The 20,067-nt window shown below is 56.4% G+C and carries 14 protein-coding genes; 2 read left to right on the plus strand and 12 right to left on the minus strand.

Annotated elements, in window-relative coordinates; genetic code table 11:
- Positions 1-6: 6 nt before the first annotated feature.
- From Q1B21_RS07745 to Q1B21_RS07755, 3 genes are read right to left on the minus strand one after another with little or no spacing between them, the layout of a single operon-like run.
- Positions 7-1,101, minus strand: a complete 1,095-nt coding sequence (locus tag Q1B21_RS07745; protein WP_299887909.1) for an ABC transporter ATP-binding protein — start codon at positions 1,099-1,101, stop codon at positions 7-9.
- Positions 1,101-1,886 carry an ABC transporter permease gene (locus Q1B21_RS07750; RefSeq protein WP_299081892.1) on the minus strand — a complete coding sequence of 262 codons (786 nt, stop codon included), beginning with the start codon at positions 1,884-1,886 and terminating at the stop codon, positions 1,101-1,103. Before Q1B21_RS07750 ends, Q1B21_RS07745 begins: the two co-directional genes overlap by 1 nt.
- The gene (locus tag Q1B21_RS07755) at positions 1,883-2,740 is read right to left on the minus strand and encodes an ABC transporter permease (RefSeq protein WP_299887911.1); all 858 of its coding nucleotides are present in this window, start codon (positions 2,738-2,740) and stop codon (positions 1,883-1,885) included. Before Q1B21_RS07755 ends, Q1B21_RS07750 begins: the two co-directional genes overlap by 4 nt.
- 122 nt (positions 2,741-2,862) lie before the next feature.
- Here Q1B21_RS07755 and Q1B21_RS07760 point away from each other — a divergent pair, with 122 nt between their 5' ends.
- Complete coding sequence (locus Q1B21_RS07760) at positions 2,863-3,516, plus strand: TetR family transcriptional regulator C-terminal domain-containing protein (protein ID WP_299887914.1); 654 nt, start codon at positions 2,863-2,865, stop codon at positions 3,514-3,516.
- 651 nt (positions 3,517-4,167) lie between these two features.
- Here the strand turns inward: Q1B21_RS07760 and arcC are convergent.
- The 5 genes from arcC to Q1B21_RS07785 all read right to left on the minus strand — a co-directional run bounded on the left by arcC (position 4,168) and on the right by Q1B21_RS07785 (position 11,964).
- The gene (arcC, locus tag Q1B21_RS07765; protein ID WP_299887917.1) at positions 4,168-5,079 is read right to left on the minus strand and encodes a carbamate kinase; all 912 of its coding nucleotides are present in this window, start codon (positions 5,077-5,079) and stop codon (positions 4,168-4,170) included.
- A 1-nt stretch (position 5,080) separates the two neighbouring features.
- Positions 5,081-6,082: an ornithine carbamoyltransferase gene (gene argF, locus Q1B21_RS07770; RefSeq protein WP_299887920.1), complete on the minus strand. Its 1,002-nt coding sequence runs from the start codon at positions 6,080-6,082 to the stop codon at positions 5,081-5,083.
- Between the two features lie 20 nt (positions 6,083-6,102).
- Positions 6,103-7,332, minus strand: a complete 1,230-nt coding sequence (locus tag Q1B21_RS07775) for an arginine deiminase (protein WP_299887923.1) — start codon at positions 7,330-7,332, stop codon at positions 6,103-6,105.
- A gap of 23 nt (positions 7,333-7,355) precedes the next feature.
- The gene (locus Q1B21_RS07780) at positions 7,356-8,807 is read right to left on the minus strand and encodes a YfcC family protein (RefSeq protein WP_299887926.1); all 1,452 of its coding nucleotides are present in this window, start codon (positions 8,805-8,807) and stop codon (positions 7,356-7,358) included.
- Between the two features lie 424 nt (positions 8,808-9,231).
- Entirely contained in the window at positions 9,232-11,964 is a 2,733-nt protein-coding gene (locus tag Q1B21_RS07785) for a cation-transporting P-type ATPase (RefSeq protein WP_299887928.1), read from the minus strand.
- A 413-nt stretch (positions 11,965-12,377) separates the two neighbouring features.
- Here Q1B21_RS07785 and Q1B21_RS07790 point away from each other — a divergent pair, with 413 nt between their 5' ends.
- Complete coding sequence (locus Q1B21_RS07790) at positions 12,378-14,171, plus strand: alpha/beta fold hydrolase (RefSeq protein ID WP_299887931.1); 1,794 nt, start codon at positions 12,378-12,380, stop codon at positions 14,169-14,171.
- 30 nt (positions 14,172-14,201) lie between these two features.
- Here the strand turns inward: Q1B21_RS07790 and Q1B21_RS07795 are convergent, their stop codons facing one another.
- The 4 genes from Q1B21_RS07795 to Q1B21_RS07810 form a co-directional block, all read right to left on the minus strand.
- Positions 14,202-14,630, minus strand: a complete 429-nt coding sequence (locus Q1B21_RS07795) for a phasin family protein (protein WP_299887934.1) — start codon at positions 14,628-14,630, stop codon at positions 14,202-14,204.
- 130 nt (positions 14,631-14,760) lie between these two features.
- On the minus strand, positions 14,761-15,885 hold the full coding sequence (locus Q1B21_RS07800) for an ABC transporter permease (RefSeq protein ID WP_299887937.1): 1,125 nt from the start codon (positions 15,883-15,885) through the stop codon (positions 14,761-14,763).
- Positions 15,886-18,579, minus strand: coding sequence for a ribosome-associated ATPase/putative transporter RbbA (gene rbbA, locus Q1B21_RS07805; protein WP_299887940.1), 2,694 nt, complete (start codon positions 18,577-18,579; stop codon positions 15,886-15,888).
- Positions 18,576-19,571 (minus strand): HlyD family efflux transporter periplasmic adaptor subunit, encoded by a 996-nt coding sequence (locus tag Q1B21_RS07810; RefSeq protein ID WP_299887943.1) that lies wholly within the window; start codon positions 19,569-19,571, stop codon positions 18,576-18,578. The genes rbbA and Q1B21_RS07810 overlap by 4 nt, the downstream gene beginning before the upstream one ends.
- Positions 19,572-20,067: the final 496 nt, after the last annotated feature.

Genomic DNA, 20,067 nt, shown 5'->3' on the forward strand with positions numbered 1-20,067 from the left:
TTGTATTCATTTGCCGCGGCCAAGGTCGATTGCACTAGCAGCTTGCAAGCCCAGCCAAACCGTGTCGCCACGATTGAAATCGACGGTGTGAAAGTAGTTGGGAACAGAAACAGCGATTGGTTTGTCATGGCCATCGACCGTGACGTGATAGTGAATGTTCTCGCCATAGAAGGCGACGTTGATGACCTTGCCTTGTACCGTCGCGGGGTAATCCTCGGGCTTTTCGGATTTGATCTCCAGCTGCTCAGGTCGGATACCGATGATAATGCCTTTGCCCGGGTTCGTGACGTTGGGATTGCGGTCGATCTGCATGTTTCCAAATGCAGCAACATTGACTGAGAGAGCATTGTCTGATTCGCCGGCGACTGAAGCGGGAAGGATGTTCATTTCACCAATAAAACTCGCCACCTCTTCGTCACATGGGCGTGCATAAAGTGAAGCGGGGGTGTCGACCTGCGCCAAGCGCCCGTTGAACATGACACCAATGCGGTCGGACATTGTCATTGCTTCGTATTGGTCGTGAGTGACCATCACGAACGTGATCCCGAGCGACTGCTGTAAGTTGCGCATTTCAAACTGCATTTGTTCGCGCAGCTTTTTATCAAGCGCTGAAAGCGGTTCGTCGAGCAAGAGCACCTTGGGCCGCATGATGAGCGCGCGCGCAAGCGCTACGCGCTGGCGTTGCCCTCCGGAAAGCTCATTCGCGCCACGCAACTGCAGCCCGCCAAGTTCGACCATCTCCAGCGCTTCCGCCACTCGGTTTTCGATTTCGGCTTTCGGGGCGCGCCCGCGAAGACCATAGGCTACGTTGTTTCCAACATTCAGATGCGGGAAGATAGCGTAGCTTTGAAAGACCATGTTGGTGGGGCGGTTGTTTGCGGGGACCCCTTCCATGTTTCGTCCGTCGATTGTGACAGTGCCTTGGGTTGGGTCCTGAAATCCGGCGATCATGCGAAGTACAGTGGTCTTACCGCAGCCTGATGGCCCGAGGAGTGAGAAGAATTCACCTTCCTTCAGGTCCAGATTGATACCCGATGCTGCTGCAAAGCTGCCGTAGCGTTTCTCGACCCCGGAAAGTTCTATGATATTTTTTTCGATCATCAGGTTCCTTTCCCGGAGGAGCGGCGGCGGAAATATTCGGCCAAAACGAGAAGCAGTACCGATGTGAAGAGGAGAATCGAACCAAGCGCCAGAACGTTCGGGAGTTTGGCCGGGAAGCGGATTTGGCTCCAAATATAGACCGGCAGAGTTGGTTGGTTGCCGGATAGGAAGAAGGCCAGGACGAACTCATCAAAGCTGACAGTGAAGGTCACAAGAATGCTGGCGATAATCCCTGGGGCGACGACCGGAAGCGTCACGCGCCGAAAGGTTTCGAAAACGCCAACGCCTAGGTCGTATGAGGCTTCCTCCAGTGAGGCGTCGAAGTCGTCGAAGGCGGATTTTAGGATTGAGACAGCGAAAGGCAACGCCAGGAAAATGTGGCCAAGCGCCACTGTTACAAGAGACGGTTTGAGGCCCAGGAATAAGAACAGAACCAGCATTGAAGATGCGACGATGATGCCGGGAATGACGAGGGGCAGCATGACCAAGCCCTCCGCTGCGCGCTGGCCTTTGAAACGGTAGCGTACGAATGCGCGAGCGGCGAATAGGCCTATGGCGGTGGAGAGCAGCGCGGCAACAAAGCCGACGCCGATAGAATTCCACAGCGCTTGAATAAGCGTGTCCTGTTCACCCAGTTTTCGGTACCAGTCCAGCGTCCAACCCTTGATCGGGAATGCAACAATAGTACCAGAATTGAAGGAAAACAGCGGCAGGAAGAGAACGGGCAGATAGAGAAATGCCAGATAAAGGAGGGCATAACCAGTGAGGGTTGAAGGGCGTTTCATCTTATGCGCCTTCCCAAACGGTTTCCGGTGATGACGAAGACGATGGCGACAAAGCCTACGGAGAGCATGGCCATAAGCGAGAGCGTTGCTCCAAGTGGCCAGTTATTGGCCGCGCCAAACTGTACCTGAATGAGGTTTGCGATCATCTTGCCGTCACTACCGCCCACCAAAGCGGGGGTAACATAATCGCCAACAGTTGGGATGAAGATGATCAGGCAGGCGGCGATGATCCCGGGGATCGTCAGCGGCAAAGTCACCCGCATGAAGCGTTGAAAAGCGTTATTGCCTAGGTCAGTAGCAGCTTCCAAAAGGCTCGGGTCGATCTTTTGCAAGCTCACATAGATCGGCAAAATCGCGAAAGGCGCCCATGCATGAGCAAGAGTCAAGACCACTGCGAACTCGTTGTAGAGAAGGAAACTCAGGGGTTCATTGATTAGCCCGAGCCCCAGCAAGGCTGAGTTCATCACGCCATTGAAGCCAAGGATGAGCTTCCATGCAAAGACGCGCAGGAGATAGCTGGACCAGAAGGGAATGGTGATCAGCAAAAGCCAGATGGTCTTTTTGTGTGCCTTCATCGCGATGAAGTAAGCGATAGGATACGCGAGCGCGACGGTAACAATGGTGACGGCCCCAGCGATCCAGATCGAGCGCAGCATGAGGTGCTGAACCAGGGGGTCGGTCAAAGCTTCGCGGTAGTTCTTCAGTGTCAAGCTTTTGTCGAGCGTGACGTAGGTCTGCGTCCAGAAAGAATAGGCGATCAATATCGCCAAAGGTGCAGCCACCAGAAAGCCCACGTAAATCGTGGCGGGCGCGCTGAGGCTATAGCCTTTGGCAGCATCACTTCTCAAAATCACCGACCCTCCCTTTCCGGTCGCGCGATCATCACTAATGGACGATCGTCCATTAATTGTTGCACCGAAGGGGGCTTTTGTGTCAATCTTCCTCTTGAGTAATCGAGAACCGAAAATTTAAGTGCATGACAATAAAAGATAAGCTCCCCGAGGAACTTCGAGAAAAGCCCGCTTCAAAGCGAGATCCGGCGGCGAAAAAGCAGGCGTTGATTAAGGCAACACTGGATACAATCGCTGAAATTGGAATCACCGATACCTCGGTAAGTCGGATTATCGAGCGCGCGGGCCTGTCCCGCGGAATGATCCATTTGCACTTTGGCGGAAAGGACAATTTGCTGACAGTTGCGGCCCAGCAGTTCAGTGAGCAGTACTATGCGGAAATGGATCGAATGACCGATCTTGGTCCGAATGCGTCGCCCGAAGATCGGGTATTGGCTGTTATCGAGGCTGATTTATCTGAAAGCTTGCTCAACCCGCGAAGTACGAAAATTTGGCACGCCTTCCGGGGCATCTCAAGCTCACACCCTGGGATTGCCCGCTATAGTAGCACTCAAGACGAGAGATTGGTGTCCACACTGCGCCAGGCATTTGACGAGCTTGAAAAGGTAGGGTGCTATCCCCCAAATCACGCGGAAGATGCAACAAGCGGAACGTTGGCCCTTCTAGAGGGCATGTGGGTGAATTATCTGACTGATATGGCTGGATTTTCGCGTGAACGTTCTGTGGATTTGATATGCAGATTTTTGTCAGGCTTGTTTCCAGGTAGTTTTCTGAGATGAAAACCTATGGATTTGAGAACTGCCAACAGTATTAGATTGGTCAAGAGCATTGCTGAGGGTGTTGTCGCCAGTCAATTGTGTGTGCTCATCACTTCGATCCGCTAGTCATAGTCGCGATTGAGATTTGACGTTGCTAGCCAGATGCCCTTGATCCGAATGGCAACGATCCTCCCCCACTGAATTGGTCCGACCCCAAGGCTAGGAAGCAGAGGATGAAATATTGGGAAGCAAGCGACCTAAAACGCGGCGTCTTCCGAAATCGTACGGCCTAGCGTACGGAGAGGTAGCGATATCTGCGTGCCGAGAATATGTATTTGTCAGTCTTTCGAGCATGGAAATCGAAAGCGGTGTGGCTAGTGCCCAGAGTTACTCGTCAATGCGAACCTCGAATGATCTTTGTACAATAACCTAAGATATACCCTCAGAACATCACCCAAGAAGTCATCACGGGACGGTTTTACTAGCGGCTTCTTTTCAGGGGCCTTTCTGAAAACTAATGTCATTTACGATAAGCGAACAATCCTTCCAACATCACTACAATACTGCGGGCTCCGCCAGATCGAGTACACAATCCAACCTATCTGAGCGCAAAGCTTGCGACAGATATGCTTAGGATTGGTTTGGCAAATGAACGTCGCACCATTGCGACCGTCATCCCACACCCGAGATACAAGTGCCGGCCCGATTTTCGAGAATGGCAAATGCATCTGTCAATTTCCCGATGCCGGAAAAACCGCCTTTGGCGGCGAATGTCGCGGCCGCCGCGACCTTAGGACCCATAGACCCCGATGGCAGTTTCAGAGCCCCGGCCGAGTCCGGAGTCAAGTCTCTGATGACGCGGGCTTCGGGCGTACCGAACCCCTCATAAACCGCATCCACATCAGTCAAAAGCAGCAGTGCGTCGGCGCCTAGCTGTTGCGCAAGCATGGCACTGGCGGCATCTTTGTCGATCACCGCCTCGATCCCGATCAGGTTGCCATCATCACGTCGCATCACTGGGATACCGCCGCCGCCGGCACAGATCACAACTACTTTATGGTCCAGCAGCAATTGCAACACTCGCAGATCAGGGATTTCTTGAGGCTTGGGCGAGGGAACGACACGCCTCCAGTTGTCCCCATCGGGTGCGATGTTCCAACCTGCCGCCTTGGCGCGCTCTTCGGCCTCGGCGCGCTCATAAACCGGACCAACGAGTTTCGTCGGATTTTGGAATGCCGGATCACGCCCGTCGACCAGGATCTGCGTTAGCAACGTTGCAACAGATCGGTCGTGACCCAGCACGTTTTCCAGTTCCTGTTCGATCATGTAGCCAATCATGCCCTCGGTCTCGGCCCCGAGGACGTCAAGTGGACTGGCGGTCGCTGGATCATAGGCGGCGCCCTGCAGTGCCAACAGGCCAACCTGCGGCCCGTTGCCATGGGTGATGACAAGCTGATGGCCGGCATTCAGGATTTCCGCCAGAGCCGGCATTGCGGAACGTACGTTGTCGCGTTGAACCTCGGCGTTCAACGGCTCACCGCGTTTCAAAAGGGCATTGCCGCCCAAGGCCGCTACAACCAACATCTCAACCTCCCAAAGTGGCGACCAGAACCGCCTTAATTGTATGCATCCGGTTCTCGGCCTGATCGAAGACGATCGAGGTCGGACCTTCGAACACCTTTTCGGTCACTTCCATGGCGTCGATCCCAAACTCTTTGCTGATATCTGCTCCCACCGCGGTCTCGGTGTTGTGAAAGGCCGGCAGGCAATGCAAGAAACGCACCCGAGGATTGCCGGTTTTGGCGATCACGTCGGCATTGACCTGATAGGGCAGCATCTGATCAATGCGCTCGCGCCATTTTTCCTTGGGCTCACCCATCGACAGCCAAACATCGGTATAGACGAAATCAACACCCTTCACGGCCTCGTCCAAATCCTCGGTCAACGTGATCTGCGCGCCAGTGGTTTCGGCGATTGTCCGCGCCTCGGCCTCGACCACGCGGTGGGGCCAGCAGGCTTTGGGGCCGCACAACCGCACATCCATGCCCATCTTGGCCCCGCCCAGCATCAGGCTGTCGCCCATGTTGTTGCCAACATCCCCCAGAAAAGCGAAGGACACCTCGCGCAGCGGCTTTTCCACGTGCTCTTGCATGGTCAGGAAATCAGCCAGGATCTGAGTCGGGTGAAACTCATCCGTCAACCCGTTATAGACGGGTACACCCGCGTATTCGGCGAGTTCCTCGACGATGGTTTGGCCGAAGCCTCGATATTCGATCGCGTCATACACCCGACCCAGAACCCTGGCGGTATCCTTGACCGATTCCTTGTGACCGATATGCGTGCCGGTGGGACCCAGATAAGTCACTCGAGCGCCCTGATCATAAGCTGCGACCTCGAACCCCACGCGGGTGCGGGTGGAATCCTTTTCAAAGATCAGGGCGATGTCCTTGCCTTTGAGCATCGGCACCTCGGTACCCGCGTATTTTGCGGCCTTCAGATCGGCCGCCAGTTTTAGCAGAAAGGCGATCTCGTCAGGCGCGAAGTCACGCAGTGTCAGGAAGTGCCGGTAGCGCAGGTTATAGGCCATGTCAGTGTCCTTTCTAGGTCTCAAACCGCGTCGCGGATGGTGGGGCACGTCATGCAGTGACCGCCGCCACGACCGCGGCCCAACTCGGCGCCAGGCATTTCCAGCACCTCGATCCCGGCGGCTTTGAGCGCGGCATTGGTGTCGTCGTTGCGGTCATAGCCGGCCACCACGCCCGGGCGCAGGGCGATCACGTTATTGCCGTCGTTCCACTGCTCGCGCGCGCGTTCCTCCTCGGTCTCGCCGCCGGTGGGCACCAGTTGCAGCCGCTTGTAGCCCAGCACCTCGGCCACGATGTCGAAGATCGGGCGCGTGTCCCGGCGGAATTCCAGCGGGGCCTTGCTTTCACCGGGGCGGATGTCATAGCAGATCAGCGCCTCGGCCACCTCCTTGAACGTGGTCACCACATCGCCGCCGCACAGGGTAAAGACCGTGTCGAGATGCATCGCCGCGCGTGATTTCGGCATCTGGAACGCCAGCAACCGTTGCGCCGCGCCGGTGTCGAACAGCGCCTCGGCCAGCAGGCCGATGGCCTGCGGCGACGACCGCTCGCCCATGCCGACAAGAACAGTGCCATTGCCAATGGGCATGATGTCACCGCCCTCAAGCGTGGCAAGCCCGTGATCGCGGGTCGGATCGCCCCAATGGATCGTCGTCTGGCCAGCAAACCTGGGATGGAACTTGTAGATCGCCGTGTTCAGCAGAGTTTCGGGGCGCCGGGCAGGCCAGAACATCGGGTTTACGACGACCCCACCATAGATCCAGGCGCTATTGTCCCGGGTGAACAGTGCGTTGGGCAGGGGCGGCAGAACAAAACCGTTGTGGCCCAGATATCCGCCGAAGAGGCCGGTCGGCGTGAACGGTAGTTCGTTAACCGCCAGCCCGCCAATAAGCTGTCTCGCCAATACGTCTGCCGGGATCTCATTCATCCAGCCTCGCAGTTCGGGCAGCATGCCGACCCCGATCTGATGCGGGGTGATCCGGTGGTCCAGCACCCAGGCGCGCGCTTTCGTATCCTCCAGCGTCTCGGCCAGCAGATCGTTCACGTCCAACACTTCTACCCCTTCGCCACGCATCAGTTCGCAAAAGGCATCGTGGTCTTTCTGCGCCCGCTTGACCCAGAATACGTCGTCGAACAGCAAGTCCTGACAGTTGGCGGGAGTCAGACGGCGATGCGCCAAGCCAGGTCGGCAGACGATGACCTGTCGCAGGCGTCCGGTTTCCGAATGAACGCCAAGCTTCGTGTCGGCCATATCCAAAGCTCCTTTCCGACAGATCAAAGAACTGCGCCGATGCTGAGCACGGCCATGACAAACACCGTAAGCACGATCAGCAAAGGCCAGATGAAAGCGATCCAGCGGTCATAAGACACGCGCCCGATTGCCAACCCGCCAATCACCACTGCCGAGGTCGGGGTGATCAGGTTTACCAGCCCGCTGGCCGCCTGATAGGCAGTGACCACCAGATCGCGCGATACACCGGCGAAGTCCGAAAGCGGGGCGAGGATCGGCATCGACAACACTGCAAGCCCAGAAGTGGAAGGCACTAAAAAGCTCATCCCAAACTCGATCCACATCATCAGATTGATGAAGGCCAGTTTGTGCAGCCCGCCCAGACTCTGCTCGGCACTGTGCAGGATCGTGTCAGCGATCAGCCCCTGTTCCATAACGACCACGATGCCGCGCGCCAGCCCTATGATCAGCGCAACGCCCAGCAAGTCGCGCGCGCCGTCGACGAAATGGCCAGTCAAAGCCTTTTCGCCCATGCGGGCAACAATCCCGACCAGTATTGCAGATCCAAAAAACAGCGCGCCCATGCGAGCCATCCACCAGCCCTGAGACGACACGCCCCAGATCATGACCAGAAAAGACAGCGCGAAAATGAGCAGCACGATCTTTTGGTTGCCTGTCAGGACATCGGCCGCTTTACCGGTATCCGATCGATCTTGCAGGAAGATCCGGCGATGCTCGTCAAGTTGTTTTGCCACGATAGACGCGCCTGGGTCCGCCTTGACCCGCCGGGCGTAGCGCATGACATAAGCCGTACAAATCGCCAGCCCGCCCAGTAGCAAAACGAAGCGTAAAACGATCCCTTCGGTGAACGGAACTCCGGCGGCATTCGAGGCAATAACCGTGGCAAATGGGTTAATGGTCGAACCCAATACCCCTACTCCGGCACCGATAAGTATGATTGCCACGCCAGTAACCGCGTCATAGCCCGCGGCGATCACGACCGGGATCAGAATGGCATAGAACGCGAGTGTTTCTTCGGCCATGCCATAGGTGGTGCCGCCCGCAGCAAAAAGCGCCATCAGGATCGGGATCATCCAGATCTCACGCCCCTCCAGCTTGCGCATGGCTGCGCGAATGCCAGTATCGATGGCTCCGGTGGCGTTGACAACGCCCAGAAAACCACCCAGCAGCAAAACGAACAAAGCAACGTCGATAGCCCCAGCCTGATAACTGTCAGGATTGTAGAACCCGGCGATCGGCGCGAGCATGATATCGACAAAACCCTGAGGGTTTGGCTCAACCGTTCGGTAGGTCCCGGCGACCGCGATCTCGCGCCCGACTGTTTCACTCATGATGCGTTCATATTGTCCGGCAGGGATGACCCATGTCAGCGCCGCGACCAGAACGATGAGCAGGAACAGGATCGTATAGGCGCTTGGGAATTTTGAGGAAAAGCGCTGATCCGACGCTGTTTGGTGTTTGGTTTCGTCAGACATTTTATATGCCTCGCACGGGTTGTGAATGGTCGGAGTCAACCGCTTTGGACCTGCTTGAACGCAAAAGCTCGAAACGAGCCAAAGTGTAAGAAGTACGCCCAAACTAGCAGGCCGGCGACCTCTTGCCTTTGACACGGATCAACCGCCGTCATCTAAATCTGCGTGTTTCTGACCGCGCCATCTAAGAGGTTGAATCAGAGCAACAGCGGATGACCGACTTATGTCGCTTGCTGCTCATTTTGATCCTCCGTCGCCCAACTATTGGGCCAGATCACCATGTTTTTCAGGGCATTGATGTACGCCAGTTTGCTGAGAAGAAGTTCCCCTTGGCGAATGGGCTCGACAGAGTTGGTGAGGCGGGAATGCCTAAATAATATCGCCGAACAGGATCACCGACTCATCAAAAAGGCAAACTCGGCCCATGTTAGACCTCTGCTGAGCTCCGCGCCCCTAGTGTCAGTGCGAGTTGTTTTTCTAGCTCAAGCAGAACAAACAGCGCCATTCCCAAGACAATTATATAGACCCCATCTTTGAAACCGACAGCGGCGGTTCCGAGGATGTTCTGAAGGCCCGGCACATATGTTGCCGCGAGTTGTGCAGCAGAGACAGAAATCACGCAGAGCCAGACCATCGGTGTACCCCGGATCGCTTTCCAAGTCAGCGAGGTGCCATAAATGTTGCGCACAAAGAACAGATGAAAAATCTCCATCACCACCAATGTGTTCAAAGCGAGGGTTTGGGCCAGTTCCAGGGGATAACCCTGTTTTAAAGCGTAGGTGAAAATGCTGAACACACCGGCCAGAAACAGGCCTGAGACCAGCACAATATGCCAGACCAGTTCGCCCCCAAGGATTGGCGCATCACGCGGTCGGGGCGGGCGTTGCATGGTGCTTTCTTCGGTCGGCTCAAACGCGAGCGCAATGCCAAGGGTGATAGCAGTAATGAGATTGATCCAAAGTATCTGAATCGGCGACACCGGAAGCGTTAGTCCCAAAAGAAGCGCGACGATGACGACCAGCGCTTCTCCCCCGCTTGTGGGAAGGAGCCAGCTAATCACTTTTTTGATGTTGTCAAACACCGTGCGCCCTTCGCGCACCGCCGCCGCTATGGTGGCAAAGTTGTCATCAGCAAGAACGATATCGGCGGCTTCTTTTGCCGCTTCGGACCCTTTTCTGCCCATGGCGATGCCGACATCGGCACGTTTCAACGCCGGGGCATCGTTGACACCATCACCCGTCATGGCAACGGTCAGGTCACGGGCTTGCAGTGCATTCACAAGCCGCAACTTATGCTCGGGGTTGGTGCGCGCGAAGATATCCGTTTGCAGGACGGCGACCGACAACGCCGCATCATCCATCTGGTCGATCTGTACACCCGTAAGAACCCCGCTGGTATGGGCAAGCCCGATGTCACTGCCGATTGCTGCGGCTGTGCCGGCGTGATCCCCGGTGATCATTTTGACCGTTATGCCTGCATTCTGGCAGTCAGCTATTGCCAGTTTCACCTTCTCTCGCGGTGGATCCATGAGGCCGACAACACCAAGAAAAACCAGATCTCCCGATATCTCAGGCGGCGTCAGGTTCATCTCATCGTCGCGGGCCGGGCGGGAGGCGAAGGCCAGCACACGACATCCCTCTGAGGTAAAACGATCTTCGGCCAAACGCCACGTCTTCGGGTCGATTGGCATCGGGTTCCCATTTGCGTCAGACTGGGTTTTACACAGTGACAACAAAGTTTCAGGCGCACCTTTGACAAAGACCATACGAGCACCGGCCTCATTCTCGTCCAGCGTTGCCATAAAGCGGCGTTGCGAGTCGAATGGCAGAACAAATTGGCGGTTCCAACCCTCGGCTGCCGCGCCGAGTCTGCCAGCAACCTTTGCAGCGAAGCACAACAGTGCTCCTTCCATCGGGTCGCCGTTGACACCCCAAACCCCGGATTGTTCTTCAAGCGTCGCGTCATTGCAGCGCGCCGCAACCACCGCCAGTTCTTGCAGCGCAGGTGATGCCACTTCTTCCACATCATTGCCTTCGGCGACAACAGTCCCGACGGGATCATACCCCGTGCCCTCAACGCGGTAGTAACTTCCGCCAGCTGCAACATCGGTAACAACCATTTCGTTGCGGGTCAGCGTCCCTGTCTTGTCGGTGCATATGACCGAAACCGAACCGATGGTTTCGATCGCTGGAAGGCGCCGCACAATGGCATCTCGTCTCGCCATCGACTGAACACCGATTGCAAGCGTAATAGTCAGCACCGCAGGAAGCCCTTCGGGAATCGCTGCGACTGACAAACCAATGACCGCCATGAACAGATCGATGAAACTGTATTCGGCAACGAAGTAACCGAAAGCCAGAATAATTGCAGCCACAGCAAGAATTAGAAGTGTCAGCCAACGCGCAAAAGTATTCATTTGGCGCACCAGCGGCGTCGTCAGCTTCTCAACGTCGGAAAGCATCCGGCTGATACGCCCGATTTCTGTCCGTGTTCCGGTGGAAGTCACGACACCACGCCCCTGTCCAGCGGTGATCAGGGTGCCACCAAACAACATGCTGCGCCGGTCGCCCAGCGGTGCGTCTGCGGCTGAGGGCACGTCGTCCTTGTCTACCGCAACCGACTCGCCCGTCAGAATAGCCTCTTGCGCCTGCAGGCCATGTGCTTCGATCAGGCGTATGTCGGCAGGTGGCTTGTCGCCTGCTTCGAGCAGAACGATGTCGCCCGGGACAACCTCGGAACCGTCGATTGAGACCCGTCGCCCATCGCGCAAGACCGAGGCCTTTGGCGCTAGCATCTGGTGAATCGCTTCCATCGCCTTTTCGGCGCGACCCTCCTGCACAAACCCGATGCAGGCATTGGCCAGAACAACCGCCAAAATGACGACTGTATCCACCATATGCCCCAGGAGAAACGTCACCACAGAAGAGCCGATCAGCACGTAGATCAGAACATTGTTGAAATGTGCAAGAAACCTGAGGATCACATTTTGTCGACGGGGTGGCGGTGGTGCGTTGCGCCCATACTTCACAAGGCGGCGCGCCGCTTGATCAGACGTGAGCCCGTTTGCAGTTGTGTTGAGCGCAGCTAGGGTATCCGCACTGTCTTGCGTATGCGGTAGGTGTTCCAGCGCTTCGGTTGGAAATCCGGGATCATCCGGCATGTTACACTCCGTTTCAGGCAAGTCTGAGAGCGACGATCAATGTGCTGAAGCATCGGTTCGATGTACGTTTGAGTTTCTTAATCAACGCTGCACTGACTGTTTTCGATGTGACCGTCCCAGGCGCTGACCCTCTTACGATCGGGGGCCTAGCGACGCCATGTCTAAGCGCCCCTCTTTCGCCTGTATTTGATATGGGTCAGATCGCCGGCGTGTATTTGGTGACAAACTCCAGCCGTAAACCTTAGTCCAGTGCCGCTGGGATGCGCCTAAGACTACCAAAGATATCTCATCGCGAACGGAACAGGACGTTTTGTGAAGAGAGGGCAAAGCTCAAAGGGTTCGGCCCGAGATCACATCATCGGGCATGACGCATAAGCCACTAACCCGCGAGGGGCCCAGAACGGAGAAACCAAATGACGGAACTGTCTCCGGACAAACTAACGTCCGATGATCAAGCCTCTGCCTCGGAACCCCGGCAGAAAGCCCCCGGGCATCCATATGAGAAACTTGACCGCGCCATGCGTGCCGCACTGGCACGGGCCACGGCAGGGGTTTCGCCGCATTCGATCATGGCCACATGGTTGGATTGGGCCTTGCATCTCAGCCGCTCGCCCGGACGCCAGATTGAGCTGTCAGAACGTGCGGCGCGCGATGCTGTTAAGCTGTGGATCTATGCCAGCGAGCTGGCTGCGGGAACCGAGGCAATACCGCCCTTTGAAACCCGCGCTCAGGATCACCGTTTCAGCGCACCGGGTTGGCAAAAGGCCCCATTCTCGTTTTGGCAGCAAGCTTTTCTGAGCACGCAGGACTGGTGGCAGGCAGCTACCGACCAGATGCCGGGTATCGCGCCGCGCGATGCTGAACGCGCCCAGTTTCAGATCCGTCAGGCCCTTGATCTCATCTCTCCTTCGAATTTTCCATGGTCAAACCCCGAGATTATCAGCCGCACCATCCAGACAAGAGGTAAGAACCTAGTCGAAGGAAGCGCGCATTTTCTTGAGGATGTTGCCCGCACCGCAACACAGGGACGTGAGCCAGCTCCCGAAGGCTACCAAGTTGGCAAGGATCTGGCGGCAACGCCCGGTCGGGTTGTGTTTCGCAACACGCTGTTCGAATTGATACAATACACGCCCACCAGTAAAAAAGTACACGCAGAACCGATCCTTTTTGTGCCTGCCTGGATCATGAAGTACTATGTGCTGGATCTTTCACCGGAAAACTCCATGGTGCGCTATCTGGTTGACCAGGGGTTTACCGTTTTCATGGTCTCTTGGATCAATCCCACGGCGGATCAGGCCGATCTCAGCCTCGAGGATTATCGCCTCAAGGGCATCATGGCCGCGATCGATGCCGTTGAAAAAATTGTCCAGGGTCAGAAAATCCATGCCAATGGCTATTGTCTTGGTGGCACACTTCTGGCGATTGCCGCCGCAGTGATGCAGCGCGATGGTGACGACCGCTTGGCCAGCGTTACACTGATGGCCGCGCAGGTTGATTTTGCCGAGGCGGGCGAGCTGTTGCTTTTCATCGACGACAGTCAGGTGGCTTTTGTCGAGGATCTGATGTGGTTGCAGGGCTGTTTGGACCGACCGCAAATGACGCGCACCTTTACCACCATCCGCGCCGAAGATCTGATCTATGCGCGGGCGGTACGGCGTTACTTCCTGGGCGAAGACGACCTACCGACCGACCTGACCGTGTGGAATAACGACACAACACGCATGCCCGCGCGCATGCATTCCGAGTATCTGCGGGGCCTGTTCCTTGAAAACCGGCTGAGTGCTGGGCGGTTTGCAGTTGAGGGCCGTGTTGTTGCGCTGAAAGATATCCGAGTCCCGATGTTTGTAGTGGGAACCGAGTCCGATCACATCGCGCCATGGCGCTCGGTTTACAAGATCAGATTGTTTACTGATGGCGAACTGAGCTTCGTGCTCACCAATGGTGGCCATAACGGCGGCATCCTGAGCGAGCCAGGACATAAGCACCGCCACTACCGACAGGGTCACAGGGCTGCAGACGCGCTCTATACCCCTCCGGATGAATGGCTTGAAACCAGCGAAGTACAACAGGGATCATGGTGGCCAGCCATGGCGGATTGGCTAAGGGATCACTCAACAGACGAAACTGCGCCCCCGCCCATGGGCGGCAAGCGTAGAGGGGTCGATAAGCTGCCCAGAGCACCCGGCAGCTATGTTCATCAAACCTGAGTGAGACGGTCCAAAACGAATTGGGTTCCTTTATTTTTTGGACTTACCCGAGACTTTTGATGCAGCTTCCATGCTTTCACCAGTGGCTTCGGCTTCCGTTTCGATGATGTGCTTTGAGCAGCGCGATACCATTTCGAACCATTCACGGGCATCTTCGACCATGCGCTCGATTGAATGGCGCTGCCATTCAGCCATCTGACGCATCGCTTTGGTGGGCTCTATCTTGTCGCCGGACGTGGTTTCCCGCGCGGTTTCGATCGCCGTGCGTGCCGCCTCGTGTCGACGTTGGAACCAGAGACGGGAATACTCCTCGGCTTCATTCAGCAGACGGTCCTGCGCCCTCCAGAACTGTTCGACCTGTGGCATGATCGTCGGGTTCAAAGACATCATTCCCTGCATGGATTTCAGAACCTCAGTAAAGGTTTCCTGCGTTTCGGGTTTTGCGGAGCTATTGGGCATAACGGACTCTCCCTAAAAAGATGACGGTGAGACGATTCTACCATAGGTGCAGGCAATCACATTAACCGAGATCAATGCTGACTCCGACGATCTCACACGCGGCTCTCTGGGGGCTATATCGGAGGTCAGCTTAGCTCAATTGCGCCACAGACCGCCGGAAGAGAACCAGACTTGTCGCCAACAGGGCAGCGCCCAGCAAAGCCATCCAGGCGAATTCAGGCCAGACAGTTTCAAGCCCGGCCCCCTTGAACACAATCGCCTGGCTGGCCGCCATGTAGTGGCGGGACGGCAAAAGCAGCGTGCCAACCTGCAACCAGTCGGGCTGACCCTCAATCGGCGTCTCGCCTCCGGAGAGCATCAGCATGGGCAGGACAACCAGCATGACCAAAAGCGCAAACTGCGCCATTGAACGCGCGATTGTCGCCAGAAAAACCCCCAGTGCCGTCGCTGTGAACAGAAACAGAGCAGTACCAAGCAGAAACAACCCTTTTGACCCAGCGATTTCTATTTGTAGTGAGCCTTGCATGACAAAGGTCAGCGACAGGCTGGCGGCGACCAGCACAACCGCTGCATTGGCCCAGATTTTGGCCACTGCTATGTCAAAGGGGGTCAGCGGCATTGCCAGCAAATGCTCGATCGTCCCGTGTTCTCTCTCGCGGATCATCGCAGCGCCGGTCAGAATGGTCGTCAACCACATGATCTGGCCGATCAGCGCGACGATCCCAGCGAATCGCACGGTATCGCGGTTTGGATTGAAAGCGCTTCTAAGGATGACATCCACCGCCGGCGGCGCCACAAGATCGATCCCGATTGCAAAGCGGTGAATTTCGGCTCCCAGAATGTTGGTGATGTAATTGGCACCGATCCCGGCCTGTTCCATCGCCGTGGCATCAACCAGAACCTGTATTTCAGGTTTGCGCCTTGCTCTAAGGTCTTTCTCAAAGCCCGGCGGTACGGCCACTACAAATATGAACTCGCCCGCGTCCATCAGCGTAGGTCCACTTCCCGGCTCGATCTGCACCACTGGTTGGAACTCAGGCGGAAAAAAAGCCGTGGCAAGCGCCCGAGACAGCGGGGAGTTGTCTTCATCCGCAAACGCAATCGAGGCGTTGTTTACCGAGTTTGCTACACCCGTCGCCTCCATGACCGGCGACAGAGTGAATGACCAGACCAGCAATGCCATCATTACCCAGTCGCGGCGCAGGCTCATCACTTCTTTCAGACCCAGCCAGAATATGCTGTACAGTCGCTGCATTCACTTCTCCTGCGCGCGAAGACAAAGCGCGGCGATCAGGGTCAGCACTGGCCCGAAGCAGGCCAGCGCCAGAATGTCCGGCGCAAGGGCTTCCCACCCCAGCCCTTTGGTGAACGCACCAACATTGAGATGCAAAAAATAGGATGAAGGCCAGAGCGATCCGATCATCTGGGCGCCGGGCTCAAGCGTCGAAACGGGTTGCAACAGGCCTGAAAACTGGATCGTGGGAACCACGGAGGCGATGGCCGTTGCAAAGGTCGCGGCCACCTGACTGGACGTCATGGTCGCAATCAGCAACCCATAAGATGTTGTCGCCCAGACATAGAAAAACACGCCCAACGCCAAGGGAAGAGGATCCCCTTTGAGCGGCACATCGAAGACAAAGACAATCATCGCGGCCAGCAACAGGAAATTCAAGAATGCGATCACGATATAGGGAATTTGCTTGCCGATCAGGAACTCTAGACGCGTGGTCGGGGTCACGTAGAAATTGACCACCGACCCCAGCTCGCGCTCGCGTGCGACGCTGACTGCGGTCAATATGGCCGGCAGCATGATCAGCAGAATGGCAGGCATCGCCGGAGCCATTGCAGCTATACTTTCAAAACTCTGGTTGTAGCGAAAGCGTGGCTCGATGCGAGCGATCTCGATTTCGTGCTCACCGTTTTCACGGGCCTGTGCGTCAAGAAAAGTCTGGTGCAGCCCCGCGACGTAACCTTCGACCGTTTCACCCTTGAACGGAATAGCGCCGTCCACCGTGGCTAGCACTTCCGTTGGTTCAGCCGTCCTCAGTTTGCGGCCGAAGTCAGGCGGCAATTCGACTACCATCGAAACGTCGCCTGCCCGCAATCGGTTGCGACCTTCAGCAGCACTGTTCAGCGGTGGTGTCGGCCTGAAATAGGTTGATCCGCCAATTTCGTCTACATAGGCCCGGCTTTCCGGGCTCTGAGATAGGTCCAGAACCGCAAAATCCAGTTCATCAATGTCGAGCGTAATCCCAAAACAGAAGACCAGCATCAGAATGGCTGATCCAAGAAACGCAAAGGCCAGACGCACGGGATCGCGCGCCACCTCAATCGTTTCGCGCCGTGTATAGGTCAACGCGCGCCCAATACCGCCGCCGGTCGCTTTGGTTTTGGTACCAACATCAACTTTTGGCGCGACGACGGGTGCTGGTTGTTCTGCGGTTTCGAGAACCGAAATGAACGCATCCTCAAGGCTGTCGGCCTCCTCAGAAGCAATCAGTTCGGCTGGTGTCCCCTCGGCCAGAACGCGGCCCGCATGCATGAAGGACACCCTGTCACAACGCTCTGCTTCGGCCATGAAGTGGGTCGAAACGAAGATAGTCACCGATTCTTCGCGCGACAGCTCAACCAGCAAAGCCCAAAACGTATCGCGCGCTTCTGGGTCCACACCCGAGGTGGGTTCGTCAAGAATAAGAACTCTGGGGCGATGGATCACCGCCACAGCCAGGGACAATCGCTGCTTGATCCCAAGAGGCAGCGCGGCTGCCAGCGCCTCGTGATGTGCGTTCAATCCGAAGCGTTCCATCAATTCCGCGATGCGAGCCTCTCGATCAGGAATCGCAAAGACACGGGCATGAAGTTGAAGGTTCTGATAAACAGACAATTCGCCATACAGCGAGAAGGCCTGACTCATATACCCAATCTCGAGGCGCATTTTGCGATCACGAGCGTCAACCGGCTTTCCGAATAACAATGCCTCGCCCGAGCTAGAAGGGAGCAAGCCGGTCAGCATCTTCATCGTCGTGGATTTGCCGCACCCGTTTGACCCGAGGAAGCCAAATATCTCTCCGCGGTTGATCGAGAAGTCGACACTGTCAACCGCGGTGAAATCGCCAAAGCGCCGCGTCAGTCCCCGGGCAATGATCACCGGGTCAGGCTCGATCTGTCTAACCGATGCCTGACCCGGTGCTGGTCCGGGTGCATCACGCGTCCGCAATTGGCGATAGGCGGTCTCGAGGTCTCGGTACTGTCCCTTCAGTGCTGCGGGCTTGCCCTGAAAGATGACGCGACCCGCATCCATGGCAACTATCCAGTCGAAACTATCCGCCTCTTCCATGTAAGCTGTCGATACCAGAACCGAAAGCTTGGGATGCTCGCATCGAATCGCGTCGATCAATGCCCAAAACTGACGGCGCGACAATGGGTCGACCCCGGTTGTCGGCTCATCAAGAACTAGCAGTTTCGGATCATGTATCAACGCACAACACAGGCCGAGTTTTTGCTTCATCCCGCCCGAAAGCTTTCCCATCAGGCGGTCTTCAAACGGCGCCAGCCCCGTCGCTGACAACAATGCATCGATCCGGGTGTCACGCTCATCGTGCCTCTGCCCAAAAAGACCCGAGAAGAACTCGAGGTTCTCTCGCACCGACAATTCTGAATAAAGATTTCGACCCAGACCCTGAGGCATGAAGGCGATGGCGGGACAGATGCGACGTCTATGGGCCGGATGATCTATCGAGCCACCCAGGACGTTGATCGTGCCGGTCTGCAGTTTCTTTGCACCTGTGATCAGGCCAAGTAACGTTGATTTACCCACCCCATCCGGCCCGATGAAACCGACAAGCTGGCCGGATGGCAGGTCCAGCAGTACCGAATCCAGAGCAACATGTTTTCGATACAGGTGTGTGACACCCGCTACGTGAAACTCAGAGGCAGCTTCGGGGATCATTCGAACAGCTCGGGCGGGATGCCCTGCTTCAAAGCTTCTGGCCATGCGCTGTTGGGATCGATCTGGATTACGGCGATACCGCGAAGCCCCGTCTTTACATGCTCAATTCGGCTCTGAACCAAGTCCTCAGGGATGCGAACGCGGACGCGGAACACCAGCTGCTCGCGCTCTTCCAGTGTCTCAACCTGTTTAGGTGTGAACTGCGCTTCGGGAGAGACAAAGCTCACGTAGGCGGGAACTGAATAATCTGGTAACGCGTCGAGCACGATGCGGGCCTCGGCACCGATCGGCAAAAGCCCGGCTTCGCGCGCGGGGAGGAAAACCTCCATATACACATTCTCAAGACTCAGCAGGGTCAGGATCGGGTCACCCGCACCAACAACTTCGCCGGGTTCTGCCAGCCGGTAAAGCACCCGTCCGGGCATCGGAGCCAACAAAATGCTATCTTCGATCTGCGCTTCAATACGGCGCGCTTCAGCCTCGGCGGCGGCAATCCGACTTTCCGCTGTTGCTACCCGGGCTTTTGCAGCACCTAGTACTGCAACTGCGACCTGATGAATGGTTTCGCGTTCCTCGAACACCGTTTCAGAGATGTTCTGGCCGGTTAAGAGCGCTGTTGCGCGTTCAAGCTCCTGCCCGGCCCGGCGCAGTTCGCTCTGGCGTTGCACAACCAACGCTTCTGCCTCTGCCTTGGTCTGATGCGCCAGTGCCACTTCGGCGGTGGCACGATCCAGTGCCGCCGACAGCTCATCAATATCCATTGCGGCCAGGGTATCGCCGGCGGAGACCATACCTCCCTCAACGGCCATGACCCTGTCTACGCGACCGGCTAAGGTGGGCGCGATCTCGACCTGTTCCGCCTCAATCCGACCATTGCCCTGCACAAACCCGTCGGGCAATTGATCGCCATTTTTGGAGATCACTGAATACCCCAGAGCGCCCGCAATCACGAGCGCCACTAGAGCAAGAAATACACGCAAATTCTTCTTCATAGTCAGCCACCAGATGGTTCGCTTCGACTATGGAGTTTATCTTGCTGCCGAATCCTAAGCCTTGCTTTGGATCAAACCAATGACCCAAATCCTCGTGCCAGGGCGCGATGTATATTTATTGGTCCTTTATGCTCTCCCATGACTTCTTCCCACTCTTGTTTTCAGTTTCGAACAACTTTGACTCAGCCACTCCGACATCCTTCCAACTGGGTTTGCCACCGGCGCGGTGATTTCAGGTGTCTGATGCCAGAAAGCGCCTTGGCAGCTACTATGAGGGCGTAAGCCCTGCCCGGCGACATCGCGTTGCTAGCGCTGATCCACATATCGACCGAGCCGGTGACCGTAATAGTCTGTTGTATGCTGGCAGACAGCTAAACTGGTTGCTGGTTCTGATGGCGCGAACATCCCCTGAACTTTCGTCTGATAGGTCTTGGAGATGGAGGCCATCAAGGGGGTAGCAAAATGGCCGACTTGGGTCTTGTCGGCGTAGATCTGG

The organism is uncultured Ruegeria sp. (assembly GCF_947504215.1).
Taxonomy (GTDB): domain Bacteria; phylum Pseudomonadota; class Alphaproteobacteria; order Rhodobacterales; family Rhodobacteraceae; genus Ruegeria.

What these genes read in the sequence shown, in the direction of transcription:
- Q1B21_RS07745 (WP_299887909.1), bottom strand. Translation starts at nt 1,101, where the DNA reads ATGATCGAAAAAAATATCATAGAACTTTCCGGGGTCGAGAAACGCTAC.
- Q1B21_RS07750 (WP_299081892.1), bottom strand. Translation starts at nt 1,886, where the DNA reads ATGAAACGCCCTTCAACCCTCACTGGTTATGCCCTCCTTTATCTGGCA.
- Q1B21_RS07760 (WP_299887914.1), top strand. Translation starts at nt 2,863, where the DNA reads ATGACAATAAAAGATAAGCTCCCCGAGGAACTTCGAGAAAAGCCCGCT.
- arcC (WP_299887917.1), bottom strand. Translation starts at nt 5,079, where the DNA reads ATGTTGGTTGTAGCGGCCTTGGGCGGCAATGCCCTTTTGAAACGCGGT.
- argF (WP_299887920.1), bottom strand. Translation starts at nt 6,082, where the DNA reads ATGGCCTATAACCTGCGCTACCGGCACTTCCTGACACTGCGTGACTTC.
- Q1B21_RS07775 (WP_299887923.1), bottom strand. Translation starts at nt 7,332, where the DNA reads ATGGCCGACACGAAGCTTGGCGTTCATTCGGAAACCGGACGCCTGCGA.
- Q1B21_RS07780 (WP_299887926.1), bottom strand. Translation starts at nt 8,807, where the DNA reads ATGTCTGACGAAACCAAACACCAAACAGCGTCGGATCAGCGCTTTTCC.
- Q1B21_RS07785 (WP_299887928.1), bottom strand. Translation starts at nt 11,964, where the DNA reads ATGCCGGATGATCCCGGATTTCCAACCGAAGCGCTGGAACACCTACCG.
- Q1B21_RS07790 (WP_299887931.1), top strand. Translation starts at nt 12,378, where the DNA reads ATGACGGAACTGTCTCCGGACAAACTAACGTCCGATGATCAAGCCTCT.
- Q1B21_RS07795 (WP_299887934.1), bottom strand. Translation starts at nt 14,630, where the DNA reads ATGCCCAATAGCTCCGCAAAACCCGAAACGCAGGAAACCTTTACTGAG.
- Q1B21_RS07800 (WP_299887937.1), bottom strand. Translation starts at nt 15,885, where the DNA reads ATGCAGCGACTGTACAGCATATTCTGGCTGGGTCTGAAAGAAGTGATG.
- rbbA (WP_299887940.1), bottom strand. Translation starts at nt 18,579, where the DNA reads ATGATCCCCGAAGCTGCCTCTGAGTTTCACGTAGCGGGTGTCACACAC.
- Q1B21_RS07810 (WP_299887943.1), bottom strand. Translation starts at nt 19,571, where the DNA reads ATGAAGAAGAATTTGCGTGTATTTCTTGCTCTAGTGGCGCTCGTGATT.